Below are 15,642 nucleotides of genomic sequence, written 5' to 3' on the forward strand. Positions count from 1 at the left end.
CGCACTCGGGGTGTGCCAGCACGGCCAGCGAGGATCCGTCGGAGACGGACATGATGAAGAGGAAGCCGCGCTCCATTTCGACCACGGTCTGGTTGACGGGGCCGCCTTCGAAGATGCGGGAGGCTCCGGCGGTCAGTGAGGTCAGGCCGGAGGCAACGGCCGCCAGCTGGTCGGCGCGGTCCCTCGGGAACCCTTCGGACATCGCCAGAAGGAGTCCGTCGGCGGAGACCACGACCGTGTGGGACACCCCTGGAGTGTTCTCCACGAAACTGGTGATCAACCAGTTCAGGTTCTGCGCCGCCTGGCTCATCGGACTCAACTAACGCTCCTGCTGATAGGTGGGGTCAACGGTGTGGTTACCCGTGGACGAGGTGTTGCCGGCCTGACGACCCTGCTGGATGCCCCGGCGGAGGTTGGTCAGACGGCCGCGCACGTCGTCGGGCGCACGCGAGACCTGCGGGCCGATCTGCGGGACCGCCTGCGTCTCCGCGGTGCCGTCGACGAGGTTCGCGCGCGGGACGCGACGCGGCAGGCCGGAAGCGGTGGTGCCGCTCGAGGCGGGCTCGCGGACCTGCTCGGCCCGGCGCCAGCGCTCGTCGTTGGGGGACTGGCGCCAGTTGTCGGCCGCGGGCTGCTGGGCCTGCTGGGCCTGAGGGGCCTGGCGGGTCTGCGGCACGGGGCGGGCCTGCGAGGGGCGGGTCGGCCGGCTCGCCTGCGGGGCACGGGGCACGTCGCCGAGCGGACCGCGCTCCGCGTCCTGGAGGGACTGGCGCGGCTGACGCTTCGGCAGGCTCTCCGAGGAGGGCGCCTGCGCGGCCTGCTCGGGCGCGGCGGCCTGCTCCTCGCCGGCGGCGCCCCGGAACCAGTTGGACTCCAGCTCCTCGAACAGCGGCGAGCTGTGGCCGGCCTCACGCAGCGCCGGCCGGGCGAACTGACCGGTGGTGCTGGTCAGCGGGTCGTCGTCGGCTTCCGGCTGGGCGTGCTGACCGGACGTGCTGTTCGGCGTGTCGCCCTGCACGGGGCGGGCGTACTGGCCGGACGTGCTGTTGGGTGCCTCGCCGAGGGCGGGGCGGTCGTACTGGCCCGAGGTGCTGCCGGGGGTGTCGCCCTGCATGGGGCGGGCGTACTGGCCCGACGTGCTGTTCGGGGCGTCGACGGGGCGCGGGCGCTCGAACTGGCCCGTGCTGCCGGACGCGTCCGGACCCGCACCGATCGCCGGGAACTCGGCGGTGTCGCCGGGACCGGCGCTCGGCAGGGCCGCACGGGGCGCGGCCTGGGGCCCGGGGAACTGTCCCGTGCTCTCGATGTCCTCGTGACCGCGCGGCGTGTCCTGCGCGGAGCGCGAGGAGGCGTTGCCGGCGACCGGCCAGTCGTCCACGGGGGCGGCGGGCGGCGTCGGGGCCTGGGGCGCCTTGGGCGCGCCGGCGGACTGCTCGCTGCCCCAGCTCGGGGCCTGGCGGGCCGGGAGCTCGCCGGCGCCGTTGCCACGAACGGGCTGACCGGGCTGACCGGGCCGGCCCTGCTGGTTCGGCTGCTGCTTGCGGCCGGGCTTGCCCGCCTGGGGAGCCTGGGGCGGCACCGCGGCGGGGCCGCCGTTGCCACGGGTCGGCAGCGCGGGGCGGCCACCGCCACCCTGCGGAGGCGTCCGGTCCGCACCGCCGCGCGGCGAGGCGTCGAAGAGGCTGCCCGCGGCGGGGTTGGCACCGCCGCCGGGCGCCGGGACGGGACGCGCCGGCAGGCCGCCGTCGGGCGCACCCTGACGCGGGGGCAGCGCGGGGCGCTGCTGGCCACCGGCGGCCGGCACCTGCCGGCGCGGGGCGGAACCCGCGGGGCCGGCGTTCCCGCCGGGCAGACCGTTGCCGCCGGCCGGGGGCACGGCGCCGGGCATCGGCTTCTTGCCGCCCTGGGCGACGTCGACCGGCAGCATGACGAGCGCGGTCGTACCGCCCGAGTCGGACGGCCGGAGCTGGATGCGGATGCCGTGTCGCAGGGACAGGCGGCCGACCACGAACAGACCCATGCGCCGCGAGACCGAGACGTCCACGGTCGGCGGGCTGGCGAGCCGCTCGTTGATGGAGGCGAGGTCCTCCTGGGAGAGACCGATGCCGGTGTCGTGGATCTCGACCAGCACCCGCCCGTCGGGCAGGGCGTGGCCGGTGACCTTGACCTTGGTCTGCGGGGAGGAGAACGAGGTCGCGTTCTCCAGCAGCTCGGCGAGGAGGTGCACGAGGTCGTTGACGACGCGGCCGGCGACCTCGGTCGGCGGCACGCCGCTCAGCTCGATGCGCTCGTACTGCTCCACCTCGGACGCGGCGGCACGGAGCACGTCGACGAGCGGGACGGGGCGGGTCCACCGGCGGCCCGGCTCCTCACCCGCGAGGACGAGGAGGTTCTCGCCGTTACGGCGCATACGGGTCGCGAGGTGGTCGAGCTTGAACAGCGAGGACAGCTGGTCCGGGTCGGCCTCGCGGCTCTCGAGCTCGGAGATGAGCGAGAGCTGACGCTGGATGAGGCCCTGGCTCCGGCGCGAGAGGTTGGTGAACATCGCGTTGACGTTGCCCCGCAGAAGGGCCTGCTCGGCGGCGAGGCGGACGGCCTCGCGGTGCACGTCGTCGAAGGCCGCGGCCACCTTGCCGATCTCGTCGAGGCTGTGCACGCCGACGGACTCCACGGACGTGTCGACGTCCTGCGGGTCGGTCTCGGAGAGCTGCTTGACGAGCTCGGGCAGACGGTCCTGGGCGACCCGCTGGGCGGTGTCCTGCAGGCGGCGCAGCGAGCGCACCATGGAGCGGGCCACGACGAAGGCGCCGACGAGCGAGATGCCGAGGACGAGGATGATCAGGACACCGTTGATGATGGCGTCCTGCTGCGCGTCGTCACGCAGCTCGAGGGCCTTCTGCTCCATCTGGGAGAGCAGGGTCTGCTCGATCTTGGACATCTCGCCGAGCTTCACCGAGGCCTGGTCGTACCAGTCCTTGTAGGACTTCGGCTCGTTCTTGATGCCGTTGTCCTTGGAGAAGACGCGGTCGGTGTACGTCTTGGCGGTCGTGATGTCCGCGTTGCCGCCGTTGATCGCCTGCAGCAGCTGCTGGGAGTCCGCGCCCCGGATGGCGGTGAAGCGGCGGATCGCCTCGTTCTCCGCGTCGTACGCCTCGCGGCCGTACTGCTGGTCGTTCGGGGAGAGGTACGGGCCCTTCTTGTTGGCGAGGGCGGCGCTGATCACGGCGCGCTGGATCGACGCGTACTCCTTGGCGGCGGAGAACGTCGCCAGCGCACGCGTGCTGGTGATCATGTCGGCGTTGCTGGTCGCCTGGGCCATGTCCTGGGACAGCGACAGCAGGGCGTTGATCAGGCCGTCGTAGTTGTTGACCGAACGGGCGATGTAGTCGCTCTGCTTCGGGTCGAACGAGTCCTGCCGGACCTGCTTGATCTTGTTCAGCTGCCGGGTGATGTCGACCAGGGTGGTCTGCACGCCGACCATCGTGGGGTCGGTCGGCTTCACGCCCCGGGTGGCCCCGTTGAAGGCGTCGATCGCCTGGTTGGTCTTCTCCTGCGACGCGACCACGGCGTCGTCGCCGGGGTTGCCGTCCGTCTTCGGACCCGCGGACCGGTCGCGCTCCTCCTGGAGCGCGTTGGCGAGCTGGGTCGCCTTGCCGGTCATGTCCGTGAGGAGCTTCATGTGGTCGAGCTGGTCGACGTTGGTGAGCGCGTCGTTGATGCGCAGGCCACCCAGGGTCGTCGCGGCGACGACGGGCAGGGCCAGCAGGGAGACGAGGCGCGTACTGATTCGCCAGTTGCGCAGGGCTATTCGTGAGCCCGGCCCGCTCGGCAGCTTGGCCTTGTTCGCCTTGGCCTTCGCCTTTGACGTGGCCTGCGGCCGGTCGGCGGATCCTTCGCCGGCCTGCCCATCGGCGGACGGGCCGCGGTCGGTCGCACCGCGCGGCTCCGGCTCCGCCGCAGCGCTGCCATCCCTCTTGAAACGTCCCTGCACTAGCGTCGCAACCTCTGGACCAGGCGCCCCGCCGGTAGAAGACGGGACGGTGTCGAGTCGTGGGGGGACCGCGGTTGCCCCCTGGCGGTCCGTGGAATTCCAGCACAGTGCCAGATCTCCAACAAGGCCGGTGCACCCCACCCGCTCCGGCATCACGCTCAGTGCCGGAATTCGTCACGGGGCGTAGAGGACCAGGGCCTTTATAAGGGGCGTATGGGGACAGACCTCTGGGTCGGCGAGGAGGTCGACCGGGTGTCCCAGATTCCATGATCAGGAGCGGAACGTCAGGTTCAGCCCTGCAATGTCCGTTTCGTGAGCGCCGAACGGCCGCCCGGTTTGCGGCATATTTCGTCGCACTCGTGAGCAAACTCACAAGCGAGTCAGGACTTCTCCCGCGGACGCGTGGGGATAGGCGCGCCTAGCCTGGTCCTTTACACAGGCCGCGAGAACGACCAGCGCACCACGACACCGCGAGGCAGTAAGTGATGACCACGACGACGAAGCTGACGTCCCGGAATGCGACCCCGAAGGCGAACCGGAAGACCGCCAACCCGCGCCGCACCACGCTCGTCCACCTCGACGACAGCGCCTCCCTGCGGATCGCCGAGGCCGTCGCCCACGCCACCGAGCTCCCCCCGGTCACCGCGAACCCGCGCCGCACCGTCCTCATGACGGCTCCGGTCATCGTCCTTCCCCAGGACTGATCTCACCGGGCTCTTCCTCTTGAGGAGCCCCTTGTGCGGTCCCGTTGAGGAGCCCCTTGTGTAGTCCCGGCCGGGACTACACACCAGGACCACAAAAGGGGCTCCCCACACCAGGACCACAAAAGGGGCTCCCCGTGAAAGCCGCGCACAATCCGGCCCGCGGCGGATCCGAGCGTCCCGTAGAGACTCGGCCTGCCCGTAGGGCCCGCCCTGCCCCGGTGGAGCCGCCCGGCGGCCCGCGGCCCCCGCGATAGCCTGGGGTGTCAGACTCCGGCCGGATCAGATAGGGGCAAAAGCTTCCCGTGCGCATCGCCAGGTTCTCCATCGACGGCAACGTCGGCTACGGCGTCGTGGAGGGGGACGCCGCCACAGAAGGCGGCCCCGTCCTCGACATCATCAAGGGCATCCCCTACGGCGACTTCGAGCGCTCCGGCACCAAGGTCCCGCTGGACAAGGTCCGGCTGCTCTCGCCCGTCCTGCCCAGCAAGGTCGTGGCCATCGGCCGCAACTACGCGGAGCACGCCGCCGAGCTCGGCAACGAGGTCGGCGACCTCCCCGTGGCCTTCCTCAAGCCCTCCACCTCGGTGATCGGCCCCGGCGGCGCCATCGAGTACCCCTCCTTCTCCAGCGAGCTGCACCACGAGGCCGAGCTGGCCGTCGTCATCGGCCGCATGTGCCGCGAGGTCCCGCGCGAGCGCGTCAAGGACGTCATCCTCGGCTACACCTGCGCCAACGACGTCACCGCGCGCGACGCCCAGCAGCGCGAGAAGCAGTGGGCCCGCGCCAAGGGCTTCGACACCTCCTGCCCGCTCGGCCCCTGGATCGAGACCGAGCTCGACCCGGGCGACCTCGGGATCATGTGCACGGTCAACGGCGAACAGCGCCAGCTGGGCCGCACGGGCGACATGGTGCGCTCCATCGAGGACCTGATCGTCCACATCACCGAGGCGATGACGCTGCTCCCCGGCGACGTCGTCCTCACGGGCACCCCGGCCGGAGTCGGACCGCTCAACGTCGGCGACGAGGTCGCCGTCACCATCGAAGGCATCGGCACTCTCACCAACAAGGTGATCAAGCGTGGCTAACGCGAACTCCCCCAAGCTCTCGACTTCGCTCGAGCAGGGGGTACCCCCCCGCGTACGGTTCTGTCCCTCCCCGACCGGCAACCCCCACGTGGGCCTGGTCCGCACCGCCCTCTTCAACTGGGCGTTCGCCCGCCACCACGGCGGCACCCTGGTCTTCCGCATCGAGGACACCGACGCGGCGCGCGACTCCGAGGAGTCGTACGAGCAGCTCCTGGACTCGATGCGCTGGCTGGGCTTCGACTGGGACGAGGGCCCCGAGATCGGCGGCCCCCACGCGCCGTACCGCCAGTCGCAGCGCATGGACATCTACAAGGACGTCGCGCAGAAGCTCCTGGACGGCGGCTACGCCTACCGCTGCTACTGCACCGCCGAGGAGCTCGACGAGCGCCGCGAGGCCGCCCGCGCCGCCGGCAGGCCCTCCGGCTACGACGGCAAGTGCCGCGTCGTCACGCCCGAGCAGCAGGCGGCGTACGAGGCCGAGGGCCGCCCCTCCATCGTGCGCTTCCGGATGCCCGACGAGGCCGTCACCTTCACCGACCTCGTCCGCGGCGAGCTGACCTTCACCCCGGAGAACGTGCCGGACTACGGCATCGTCCGGGCCAACGGCGCGCCGCTCTACACGCTGGTCAACCCCGTCGACGACGCGCTGATGGAGATCACCCACGTCCTGCGCGGCGAGGACCTGCTCTCCTCCACGCCCCGGCAGATCGCCCTCTACAAGGCGCTGATCGAGCTGGGCGTCGCCAAGACCGTCCCGGAGTTCGGCCACCTGCCGTACGTGATGGGCGAGGGCAACAAGAAGCTCTCCAAGCGCGACCCGCAGGCCTCCCTCAACCTCTACCGGGAGCGCGGCTTCCTCCCGGCCGGCCTGCTGAACTACCTCTCGCTCCTGGGCTGGTCGCTCTCCGCCGACCAGGACATCTTCTCGATGGACGAGATGGTCGCGGCCTTCGACATCAAGGACGTCAACGCCAACCCGGCCCGCTTCGACCTCAAGAAGGCCGAGGCGATCAACGCCGACCACATCCGGCAGCTGGACGTGAAGGCGTTCGCCGAGGCCTGCGAGCCCTGGCTGCGGGCGCCCCACGCGCCCTGGGCGCCCGAGGCCTTCGACCGGGCCGCCTGGGAGGCCATCGCGCCCCACGCGCAGACCCGCCTCACGGTCCTCTCCGACATCACCGCCAACGTCGACTTCCTCTTCCTGGAGGAGCCGGCCGAGGACGAGGCGTCCTGGGCCAAGGCGATGAAGGAGGGCTCGGACGCCCTGCTGCGCACGGCCCGCGAAAAGCTCGGGGACCTCCAGGGTGCTGCGTGGACCGCCGACGCCATCAAGGCCGCCGTCGTCGCCGCCGGCGAGGAGCACGGCCTGAAGCTCGGCAAGGCCCAGGCGCCCGTCCGCGTCGCCGTCACCGGCCGTACGGTCGGCCTGCCGCTGTTCGAGTCCCTGGAGATCCTGGGACGCGAGCGCACGCTCACCCGCGTCGACGCCGCGCTGGCCAAGCTCACCGCCTGACGCGCCTGACGCGCCCGTCGCAGGGCGCCCCACGGGGCCCGGCAGCCTCACCCGAGGCTGCCGGGCCCCGTCGCGTTTGCGCGGGGGCATCTATCGATTTTGGCGCCCCGTCCTCCTTCGGGTAATGTTCTTCCTGCGCCGCCCGAGAGGGCCGAGAGGCCGGAGCGGAGGGCGCAAGCCGGACAAGCCCCCCTGAGGGGGGTGGAGTTACGGTGGGGTATGGTGTAATTGGCAGCACGAGGGTTTCTGGTTCCCTTAGTCTAGGTTCGAGTCCTGGTACCCCAGCAAGAGAAATTCTTCGCGGAAATTCTCTCGCAAATCTACTGATAAAGTAGAAAGCGCGCGAAAGCGCAAAAGCGAAGTGCAAGCCCCCGTTGTGTAGCGGCCTAGCACGCCGCCCTCTCAAGGCGGTAGCGCCGGTTCGAATCCGGTCGGGGGTACAGATTTCCAATCAGGGGGACCTGAAGGAGATCGCTAGGGCCCCCGTTGTGTAGCGGCCTAGCACGCCGCCCTCTCAAGGCGGTAGCGCCGGTTCGAATCCGGTCGGGGGTACTGGTTATAAAACCACCATGGGCTATGGTGTAATTGGCAGCACGAGTGATTCTGGTTCATTTAGTCTAGGTTCGAGTCCTGGTAGCCCAGCGCAGATTGCTTTTTGAGTCTGCAGAGCAAAATAAAAAGCAAGCCCCCGTTGTGTAGCGGCCTAGCACGCCGCCCTCTCAAGGCGGTAGCGCCGGTTCGAATCCGGTCGGGGGTACCACAGGAGAGAATGCCTCCCGCATACGCGGGGGGCATTTTTTCATGCGGCCTTCCGCGCACCCCGGCCCCGCCCGATAATCCCCCCATGGCCCATCCCAGCGGCGGCCGCTGCCGGCCCCGCCGCGCCACGAAGCCCTGCCCGCCGCGGAGTTCGGGCGCCGGCGGGACGCAGGAGCTGCGTCACCACGACATCCGCCGCCGAGAGCCCGCCGCGCAGGACGCCTCCGCAGCGGCCCATTCCAGGAGCGTCGAAGTGGATCCTCTCGTCCGCACGGCCGTACTGACCGTCGTCGCCACCGTCAGCCCGCCGGGACTGCGGATCGAAGGGGTGGTCGACGCCGGCTCCCACCGCCACCTCAGGGAGGCCCTGCAGTCGGTGGCCTCCGTCCGCGGCGACCTGCGCCTGGAGATGTCCCGCGTGGAGTTCCTGGACCTCGCCGGGCTGCGGCTGCTCATGACCTTCGCCCGGGCCCGCGCCGCCCGCCACTGCACCGTGGAGCTCGCCGGAGTACCGCCCCACCTGCTGCAGGTCATCACCCTCATCGGCTGGGACACGACGCCGGGCCTGCGGCTGGGGGCCGCGCATGGCTGCTGACCGCACCGGTTCGACCGGGTTCGTCCACCACGCCTGCCTGTACGGCTCCGATGCGGAGTTCCTGGCGATGGCGGTGCCCTTCGTACGGGACGGACTCGCGGCAGGGGAGCCCGTCCTCGCCGCCACGACACCCGCCAACATCGAGCTGCTGCGGGAGGCCCTGGGGGAGAGCGCCCACCACCTCGACACCGCCGAGACCGCCCACTTCGGCCGCCGCCCCGTCGACCGGGTCTCCGCCTTCCTGCGCTACCACGAACGGCGCGCCCGCCCCGGCCGGCGCACGCGCATGATCGCCGAACCCGTGTGGGCCGGCCGCTCCGCCCGCCAGACCGCGGAGTGGAAACGCATGGAGTCCGGGCTCAACGTGCTCCTCGCCGGACTGCCCGTGTGGATGGTCTGCCCCTACGACACCCGCGTCGTCCCCGGAGACGTGGCGGAGGCGGCCGTCGCCACCCATCCCGTCCGCCTGGACGGCGAGCGGCAGGCCCCGTGCGCGTCCTACACGGACCCTGCCGCTTATGCGGCAGCGGTGGAGGGGCCGGCCGCCTCATGCGCGCCGCCGTCCGCCGCCTGCACGGGGCCCACGGACGATGCCGCCGTGCTGCGCCGTCTCGCCCGCGAACGGGCCGCCGGCGCGGGCCTGACCGGCGACCGGCTCGCCCTCGCCGAACTGGCCGCGCATGAGGCCGCCGCCTACCTGCTGACCCCGGAGGGCGCGCGTGTCACGCTGCGGGCCTGGGAGGAGCCGGGCGCGGTGGTGTACGAGCTACGGCGCACGGAGCGGGACAGCGGGCGCAGGGGGCCGTGCGATGGGCGTGGTGCGGTGCCGTATGCCGCCGTCCCGCCCTTCGCGGGCTACCGGCCGCCCGCACCGCCCGGTGACGCCCACGGGGCCGAGGACGGCCTGTGGCTCGCCCGCAGCCTCGGCGACTCCCTGGAGGTGCGCGCACGGGGCCCGGAGACCGTCCTCACCCTGCGGATGGCGGGGCCGGGGGACGCGGAGCGGTTGTGAGGTGTTTGGGTGCGGGGTGCGGGGTGGGCCGCGGAGCCGCGGGCCGTGGGGCGCGGGGCCGTGGGACGTGGGGCGTGGGGCGGGTGTACGGCGTGAGGCTCGCCTGAGGTTCCGGCATGAGGCCCTGGTGAGGCCTGTCCGGGCTTGATGCCTGCGTGAGGCTCCGCGTGAGGCCTGTCCGGGCTTGGTGTCTTGCGTGAGCCCTTGTCCGGGCCTGGTATCCGCATGAGGCCCTGCACGAGGCCCCCCGCATGAGGCCCCGCATGAGGCCCTGCACGAGGCCCCCGCATGAGGCCCGTCCGGGCCTGGTGTCCGCCTGGGGTGCTGTGGAGCCCTTGGCGGCTCCCCGGCCTCACGCCCCGCCGGCGTCCGTGAAGCGCCGGGCGGACTCCTCGGAGTGCGCGAGGCGGCGCAGGCTCAGCAGCACCGGCTCGTAGAGCACCGTCAGCGCGACGGCCGCCTCGATCTGCCCGGCCTCCGTGGGCTGCTCCTCGATCAGATCCAGGTCCGTGACCGCCAGCTGCGCGGCGAGCCGCGCGTAGGGCAGCAGGTGCGCGACACCGCAGGGGTAGCCGAGGCGCCTGAGCGCGGCGACTGCCGCGACCAGCGTGCGGTAGGCGGGGGACAGCTCACCGAGCTCCTGGTCGGTGCGCCAGCCGACGTGCTCCAGCAGGGCCGTCACCGTGCGGCCCGCCGCGGCGGCCTCGGGGTCGTCCTCGTCGGGCTCCGGTCCGGTCGGCAGGGCCCACGTGGCCGCGCCGAGTCTCAGATGGTGGTCCAGGGACTCGTCCTCGGCGGCGGCGATGACCTCGCGCGCGGTGGCCACCGGCACCTTGCCCAGCTGGATCAGAGCCCGCACCAGGCGCAGCCGGCGGACATGCGTGTCGTCGTACTCGGCCTGGGTGGCGGAGACCCTGCGGCCGGGCTGCAGCAGCCCCTCGCGCAAGTAGTACTTGATCGTGGCGGTGGACACGCCGCTTTGTTCGCTGAGTTCGGCCAATCGCATGTCCTGTTGCGCCCTTCCTCGGAGAGTGGCACTATCCAAGCATGGATAGTGACGCTATCCGATGACTTCTGGGGGAGCTCTCATGGGTGCACAGCCGATAACGGAACGGGTCACCGCCGCAGCCGAAGGCGACGTGGTCGTCTTCCTGATCGGGATGCGGATCAACCGCTGGCGGGCGGTGCGCCACTGGCTGCCGACCCTCCGCGCGATGCCGCGCATGCTCAGGGAGCTCTCGCGCGACGAGAACAGCGGGCTGCTGGGCTACCGGCCGTTCGGCGGCGGCCCGAGGGACTTCGGCGTCGTCCAGTACTGGGAATCCCGCGAAAAGCTGCTCGCCTACGCCGCGGACCGGAACAAGGAGCACCGCCCCGCGTGGGCGGCCTTCAACCGCCGCGCGCGGGGCGGCGAGGGGAGCGTCGGCATCTGGCACGAGACGTACGTCGTGCCGGCCGGTTCGTACGAGTCGGTCTACTCCGGCATGCCGAAGCAGGGGCTCGGCAAGGCCTACGGCGTCGAGCCGGTGGCCAAGCACGGCGAACGCGCGGCGGAACGGTTCGCGAGCGCGGGAGGCCGGGCGCGCGGGGTAGTGCCTGAAGCGGGCGCGTAGGCCGGGCGTACGGGTCGGGCGTACGGGTCGGGTGCCTCAGGCTGCACGTGGGAGTAGCGGCGCCCGGCCGCATGGGGCGCGTAGAAGCAGCGGCGTCCGGCCGCACGGGGCGCCGGTGCCGGCCTGCGTGAGGCGGGCCGTGCGGAGCGGGCCGCATGAGGCCCTCGTGCGAGCCGCCTCATGCGCCCCGCTCCGCGCGCCCCTCCGGTCAGCCGTTGCGGCGCAGCGCCTCCGTGAGGCGCATCGCGGCGTCCAGCACCGCCTGGGCGTGCATGCGCCCCGGGTGCCGCGTGAGGCGCTCGATCGGTCCGGAGACCGAGACGGCGGCGACCACGCGGTTGGACGGCCCGCGCACGGGGGCGGACACCGAGGCGACGCCCGGCTCCCGCTCACCGATCGACTGCGCCCAGCCCCGGCGACGCACGCCCGAGAGCGCCGTCGCCGTGAAGCGGGCCCCCTGCAGGCCGCGGTGCAGCCGCTCCGGCTCTTCCCACGCCATCAGCACCTGGGCGGCCGAGCCGGCCTTCATGGGCAGCGTGGAGCCCACCGGCACCGTGTCCCGCAGGCCCGACAGCCGCTCCGCCGCGGCCACACAGATGCGCATGTCGCCCTGGCGGCGGTAGAGCTGCGCGCTCTCGCCCGTCACGTCCCGCAGGTGGGTGAGCACGGGGCCCGCCGTCGCCAGGAGTCTGTCCTCGCCCGCCGCGGCCGCCAGCTCGCTCAGCCGCGGGCCGAGGATGAACCGGCCCTGCATGTCCCGCGCCACCATCCGGTGGTGCTCCAGCGCCACCGCCAGCCGGTGCGCCGTCGGGCGCGCCAGGCCCGTGGCCGTGACGAGCCCGGCCAGGGTCGCCGGCCCGGACTCCAGCGCACTCAGCACCAGAGCCGCCTTGTCGAGTACTCCCACGCCGCTCGAGGCGCCACCAGTGTTGTCCATGCAACGATACTTGCGTCTCACACTGTGAAACGCAAGTTCAAATTTCCCGGAGAAGCCTCAACCTGGTTGGAGAGCACCCACAGCCACAGGAATGTGACCGGCGACGACGCCGGCCGGAGGGACAGCGATGGGACGCACACTCGCAGAGAAGGTTTGGGACGACCATGTCGTCAGGCGCGCCGAGGGCGAGCCCGACCTGCTCTACATCGACCTGCACCTGCTCCACGAGGTCACCAGCCCGCAGGCCTTCGACGGCCTCCGCAAGGCCGGGCGCCCCGTGCGGCGCCTGGACCTCACCATCGCCACCGAGGACCACAACACCCCGACCCTCGACATCGACAAGCCCATCGCGGACCCGGTCTCCCGCACCCAGCTGGAGACGCTGCGCAAGAACTGCGCCGAGTTCGGGGTCCGCCTGCACCCGCTGGGCGACGTCGAACAGGGCGTCGTCCACGTAGTGGGACCGCAGCTGGGACTGACCCAGCCCGGCACCACCGTCGTCTGCGGCGACAGCCACACCTCCACCCACGGCGCCTTCGGCGCGCTGGCGTTCGGCATCGGCACCAGCCAGGTCGAACACGTCCTCGCCACCCAGACGCTGCCGCTGGCCCCGTTCCGCACCATGGCCGTCACCGTCGACGGCGAACTGCCCGAGGGCGTCACCGCCAAGGACCTGATCCTCGCCGTCATCGCCCGCATCGGCACCGGCGGCGGCCAGGGCTACGTCATCGAGTACCGCGGAACGGCCGTCGAGAAGCTCTCGATGGAGGCGCGGATGACCGTGTGCAACATGTCCATCGAGGCGGGCGCCCGCGCCGGCATGATCGCGCCCGACGACACCACCTTCGCCTACCTGAAGGACCGGCCCCACGCGCCCCAGGGTGACGACTGGGACGCCGCCGTCGACTACTGGCGCACCCTGCGCACCGACGACGACGCCGTCTTCGACCACGAGGTCGTCATCGACGCCGCCGAGCTCTCCCCGTTCGTCACCTGGGGCACCAACCCGGGGCAGGGCGCCCCCCTGTCGGCGGCCGTCCCCGACCCCGCCGCCTATCCCGACCCGTCCGACCGCCTGGCCGCCGAAAAGGCCCTGGAATACATGGGGTTGACGGCTGGTCAGCCGCTGCGCGACATCCGCGTCGACACCGTCTTCGTGGGCTCGTGCACCAACGGCCGGATCGAGGACCTGCGCGCCGCCGCGGCCGTCCTGGAGGGCCGCCGGATCGCCGACGGCATCCGGATGCTGGTCGTCCCCGGCTCCGTACGGGTGTCCCTGCAGGCCGTCGGCGAGGGGCTGGACAAGGTCTTCACCGCGGCCGGTGCCGAGTGGCGCCACGCGGGCTGTTCGATGTGCCTCGGCATGAACCCCGACCAACTCGCGCCGGGCGAGAGGTCCGCATCGACCTCCAACCGCAACTTCGAGGGCAGGCAGGGCAAGGGCGGCCGTACGCACCTGGTCTCGCCCCAGGTGGCCGCCGCCACCGCCGTACTGGGCCATCTGGCCTCCCCGGCCGACCTGCCCGCCCCGTCCGGCACGGCCGCCGCGTCCGACGTCCGCACTCCCCTGGGGGCCTGAACCGTCATGGAAGCTTTCACCACGCACACCGGACGCGCCGTACCGCTGCGCCGCGGCAACGTCGACACCGACCAGATCATCCCCGCGCACTGGCTCAAGAAGGTCACCCGCGACGGGTTCGAGGACGGTCTGTTCGAGGCCTGGCGCAAGGACCCCGATTTCGTGCTGAACCGTCCCGAGCGCCGCGGGGCCAGCGTTCTGGTCGCCGGCCCGGACTTCGGCACCGGCTCGTCCCGCGAGCACGCGGTCTGGGCCCTGCAGAACTACGGCTTCAAGGCGGTCGTCTCCGCGCGCTTCGCCGACATCTTCCGCGGTAACTCGCTCAAGAACGGTCTGCTGACCGTCGTCCTGCCGCAGGAGACCGTCGACGCCCTCTGGGAGCTGACCGAGGCCGACCCCGACGCCGAGGTGACCGTCGACCTCGTCGCCCGCCAGGTCCGGGCCGAGGGCATCACGGCTGATTTCGACCTTGACGAGAACGCCCGGTGGCGTCTGCTGGAGGGGCTGGACGACATCGGCCTGACCCTCCGGCACGAGGCCGACGTCGCCGCTTTCGAGGCCGGAAGGCCCTCTTTCAAGCCCTCCACGGCCCGGATCTGACACGGATTTCACGTCCCTCCGGCCGCCCGGGAGGGCTCTTGGAGGACCCCGGATTTTCGCTGCTCACCAAGGGTTTGGCATGATGCGCCCCCTGTCTTCGGACAGGGGGCGCATCGCTCTGTTGAGGCCCTGTGAAGCGACAACTCGCCTCAGATGGCACAATCGGTGCATGGAACGCGACAGCCAACTCGAGCTATACCGGCTCGTTGCGGACCGTCTCAAGGAAGCGCACTCCCGGGTGCGCACACTGCAAGTCCCGGAGGGCGTACGGATGGCGCTGTCCCGGAAGCTGCTGGCCATCACGGCCGCGGCGAAGCACGATCTCTCAGGCGCCGCAATGCGTCTGGACCGGCTGATGAACGACCTCGACGAGGGCCGTTTCCCCGAAGAGCCCGACCGTGACGGAACTCCGTGATGGTCGAGTTCGTTGCGGCACAAGGGTGATTAGACCGTTTCGTGTTTGATTTGCGGTATATATCTGCCTAACGTGCGAAAAGGCTGGAGCGCATTCGTTCCAGCAATGTCTCCGAAGGGGAAGACGTGAACAAGGCGCAGCTCGTTGAAGCGATTGCCGACAAGCTCGGCGGCCGTCAGCAGGCCGCAGACGCCGTTGACGCGGTGCTCGACGCGATCGTCCGTGCGGTCGTCGCGGGTGACCGGGTCTCGGTCACCGGCTTCGGCTCGTTCGAGAAGGTCGACCGCCCGGCCCGTTACGCCCGCAACCCGCAGACGGGTGAGCGTGTGCGGGTCAAGAAGACCTCGGTGCCGCGCTTCCGCGCGGGTCAGGGCTTCAAGGACCTGGTGAGCGGCTCGAAGAAGCTGCCGAAGGGTGGCGAGGTCTCCGTCAAGAAGGCGCCCAAGGGCAGCCTTTCGGGCGGCAAGGCCACCACCAAGGCCGCGGCGAAGAAGGCCACCGCCAAGAAGACGACGGCGAAGAAGGCCACCGCGGCCGCCACCGCCAAGAAGGCCGCCGCGAAGAAGACCACGACGGCCAAGAAGACCACGGCCGCCGCCAAGAAGACCACGGCGAAGAAGGCCGCTCCGGCGAAGAAGACGACGGCCGCCGCCAAGAAGACCGTCGCCAAGAAGGCCGCTCCGGCGAAGAAGGCCACCGCGGCCGCCACCGCCAAGAAGGCCGCCGCGAAGAAGACCGCGCCCGCCAAGAAGGCCACGGCGACCAAGGCCACGACGCGCAAGACCACCGCGCGCAAGACCACCGCCAAGAAGACCGCTGCCAAGAAGTAAGGCGGCGAA

Annotated in this window: 14 protein-coding genes and 5 tRNA genes; 15 read left to right on the forward strand and 4 right to left on the reverse strand. The window is 71.3% G+C overall.

The window, feature by feature from the left end; translation table 11 throughout:
- Together IF61_RS0127790 and IF61_RS0127795 are read right to left on the reverse strand one after the other, a co-directional pair.
- A partial coding sequence (locus IF61_RS0127790; RefSeq protein ID WP_030369286.1) for a roadblock/LC7 domain-containing protein occupies positions 1-310 on the reverse strand: 310 nt, incomplete at its 3' end.
- A gap of 9 nt (positions 311-319) precedes the next feature.
- Positions 320-3,991 (reverse strand): sensor histidine kinase, encoded by a 3,672-nt coding sequence (locus IF61_RS0127795; RefSeq protein ID WP_030369287.1) that lies wholly within the window; start codon positions 3,989-3,991, stop codon positions 320-322.
- A gap of 485 nt (positions 3,992-4,476) precedes the next feature.
- Between IF61_RS0127795 and IF61_RS0127800 the strand changes: the two genes are divergently transcribed.
- The 10 genes from IF61_RS0127800 to IF61_RS33650 all read left to right on the forward strand — a co-directional run bounded on the left by IF61_RS0127800 (position 4,477) and on the right by IF61_RS33650 (position 9,659).
- Entirely contained in the window at positions 4,477-4,695 is a 219-nt protein-coding gene (locus IF61_RS0127800; protein ID WP_052393117.1) for a hypothetical protein, read from the forward strand.
- 302 nt (positions 4,696-4,997) lie between these two features.
- Positions 4,998-5,780 (forward strand): fumarylacetoacetate hydrolase family protein, encoded by a 783-nt coding sequence (locus IF61_RS0127805; RefSeq protein WP_030369289.1) that lies wholly within the window; start codon positions 4,998-5,000, stop codon positions 5,778-5,780.
- Positions 5,773-7,293 (forward strand): glutamate--tRNA ligase, encoded by a 1,521-nt coding sequence (gene gltX, locus IF61_RS0127810; RefSeq protein WP_078660559.1) that lies wholly within the window; start codon positions 5,773-5,775, stop codon positions 7,291-7,293. Before IF61_RS0127805 ends, gltX begins: the two co-directional genes overlap by 8 nt.
- A 213-nt stretch (positions 7,294-7,506) precedes the next feature.
- Positions 7,507-7,578, forward strand: a tRNA-Gln gene (locus IF61_RS0127815).
- A gap of 82 nt (positions 7,579-7,660) precedes the next feature.
- Positions 7,661-7,733 (forward strand) — tRNA-Glu (locus IF61_RS0127820).
- A 39-nt stretch (positions 7,734-7,772) separates the two neighbouring features.
- A tRNA-Glu gene (locus tag IF61_RS0127825) sits at positions 7,773-7,845 on the forward strand.
- Between the two features lie 18 nt (positions 7,846-7,863).
- Positions 7,864-7,935: transfer RNA gene (locus tag IF61_RS0127830), tRNA-Gln, on the forward strand.
- 42 nt (positions 7,936-7,977) lie between these two features.
- Positions 7,978-8,053 (forward strand) — tRNA-Glu (locus IF61_RS0127835).
- 84 nt (positions 8,054-8,137) lie between these two features.
- Entirely contained in the window at positions 8,138-8,647 is a 510-nt protein-coding gene (locus IF61_RS34730) for an STAS domain-containing protein (RefSeq protein WP_157848699.1), read from the forward strand.
- Positions 8,637-9,659 (forward strand): MEDS domain-containing protein, encoded by a 1,023-nt coding sequence (locus tag IF61_RS33650; RefSeq protein ID WP_052393118.1) that lies wholly within the window; start codon positions 8,637-8,639, stop codon positions 9,657-9,659. Before IF61_RS34730 ends, IF61_RS33650 begins: the two co-directional genes overlap by 11 nt.
- A gap of 352 nt (positions 9,660-10,011) precedes the next feature.
- Here IF61_RS33650 and IF61_RS0127850 read toward each other — a convergent pair whose 3' ends face one another.
- A complete protein-coding gene (locus IF61_RS0127850) occupies positions 10,012-10,665 on the reverse strand; it encodes a MerR family transcriptional regulator (protein ID WP_030369293.1) in 654 nt (217 codons plus the stop codon).
- A gap of 82 nt (positions 10,666-10,747) precedes the next feature.
- Between IF61_RS0127850 and IF61_RS0127855 the strand changes: the two genes are divergently transcribed.
- On the forward strand, positions 10,748-11,272 hold the full coding sequence (locus IF61_RS0127855; RefSeq protein ID WP_043191060.1) for a DUF4188 domain-containing protein: 525 nt from the start codon (positions 10,748-10,750) through the stop codon (positions 11,270-11,272).
- A gap of 208 nt (positions 11,273-11,480) precedes the next feature.
- Here the strand turns inward: IF61_RS0127855 and ndgR are convergent, their stop codons facing one another.
- Entirely contained in the window at positions 11,481-12,209 is a 729-nt protein-coding gene (ndgR, locus tag IF61_RS0127860) for an IclR family transcriptional regulator NdgR (RefSeq protein ID WP_030369295.1), read from the reverse strand.
- A 127-nt stretch (positions 12,210-12,336) separates the two neighbouring features.
- Between ndgR and leuC the strand changes: the two genes are divergently transcribed.
- The 4 genes from leuC to IF61_RS0127880 all read left to right on the forward strand — a co-directional run bounded on the left by leuC (position 12,337) and on the right by IF61_RS0127880 (position 15,633).
- Positions 12,337-13,788, forward strand: coding sequence for a 3-isopropylmalate dehydratase large subunit (leuC, locus tag IF61_RS0127865; RefSeq protein WP_030369296.1), 1,452 nt, complete (start codon positions 12,337-12,339; stop codon positions 13,786-13,788).
- A 6-nt stretch (positions 13,789-13,794) separates the two neighbouring features.
- The gene (leuD, locus tag IF61_RS0127870; protein ID WP_030369297.1) at positions 13,795-14,388 is read left to right on the forward strand and encodes a 3-isopropylmalate dehydratase small subunit; all 594 of its coding nucleotides are present in this window, start codon (positions 13,795-13,797) and stop codon (positions 14,386-14,388) included.
- Between the two features lie 169 nt (positions 14,389-14,557).
- The gene (locus tag IF61_RS0127875) at positions 14,558-14,803 is read left to right on the forward strand and encodes an SCO5555 family protein (protein ID WP_030369298.1); all 246 of its coding nucleotides are present in this window, start codon (positions 14,558-14,560) and stop codon (positions 14,801-14,803) included.
- A 125-nt stretch (positions 14,804-14,928) separates the two neighbouring features.
- A complete protein-coding gene (locus IF61_RS0127880) occupies positions 14,929-15,633 on the forward strand; it encodes an HU family DNA-binding protein (RefSeq protein WP_030369299.1) in 705 nt (234 codons plus the stop codon).
- Positions 15,634-15,642: the final 9 nt, after the last annotated feature.

Source organism: Streptomyces roseoverticillatus (assembly GCF_000719265.1).
GTDB lineage: Bacteria > Actinomycetota > Actinomycetes > Streptomycetales > Streptomycetaceae > Streptomyces > Streptomyces roseoverticillatus.

Excerpts from the sequence above, each read along its gene's own strand:
- IF61_RS0127875 (WP_030369298.1), top strand. The coding sequence starts at position 14,558 with ATGGAACGCGACAGCCAACTCGAGCTATACCGGCTCGTTGCGGACCGT.
- leuC (WP_030369296.1), top strand. The coding sequence starts at position 12,337 with ATGGGACGCACACTCGCAGAGAAGGTTTGGGACGACCATGTCGTCAGG.
- IF61_RS33650 (WP_052393118.1), top strand. The coding sequence starts at position 8,637 with ATGGCTGCTGACCGCACCGGTTCGACCGGGTTCGTCCACCACGCCTGC.
- leuD (WP_030369297.1), top strand. The coding sequence starts at position 13,795 with ATGGAAGCTTTCACCACGCACACCGGACGCGCCGTACCGCTGCGCCGC.
- IF61_RS0127855 (WP_043191060.1), top strand. The coding sequence starts at position 10,748 with ATGGGTGCACAGCCGATAACGGAACGGGTCACCGCCGCAGCCGAAGGC.
- ndgR (WP_030369295.1), bottom strand. The coding sequence starts at position 12,209 with ATGGACAACACTGGTGGCGCCTCGAGCGGCGTGGGAGTACTCGACAAG.
- IF61_RS0127850 (WP_030369293.1), bottom strand. The coding sequence starts at position 10,665 with ATGCGATTGGCCGAACTCAGCGAACAAAGCGGCGTGTCCACCGCCACG.
- IF61_RS0127800 (WP_052393117.1), top strand. The coding sequence starts at position 4,477 with ATGACCACGACGACGAAGCTGACGTCCCGGAATGCGACCCCGAAGGCG.
- IF61_RS34730 (WP_157848699.1), top strand. The coding sequence starts at position 8,138 with ATGGCCCATCCCAGCGGCGGCCGCTGCCGGCCCCGCCGCGCCACGAAG.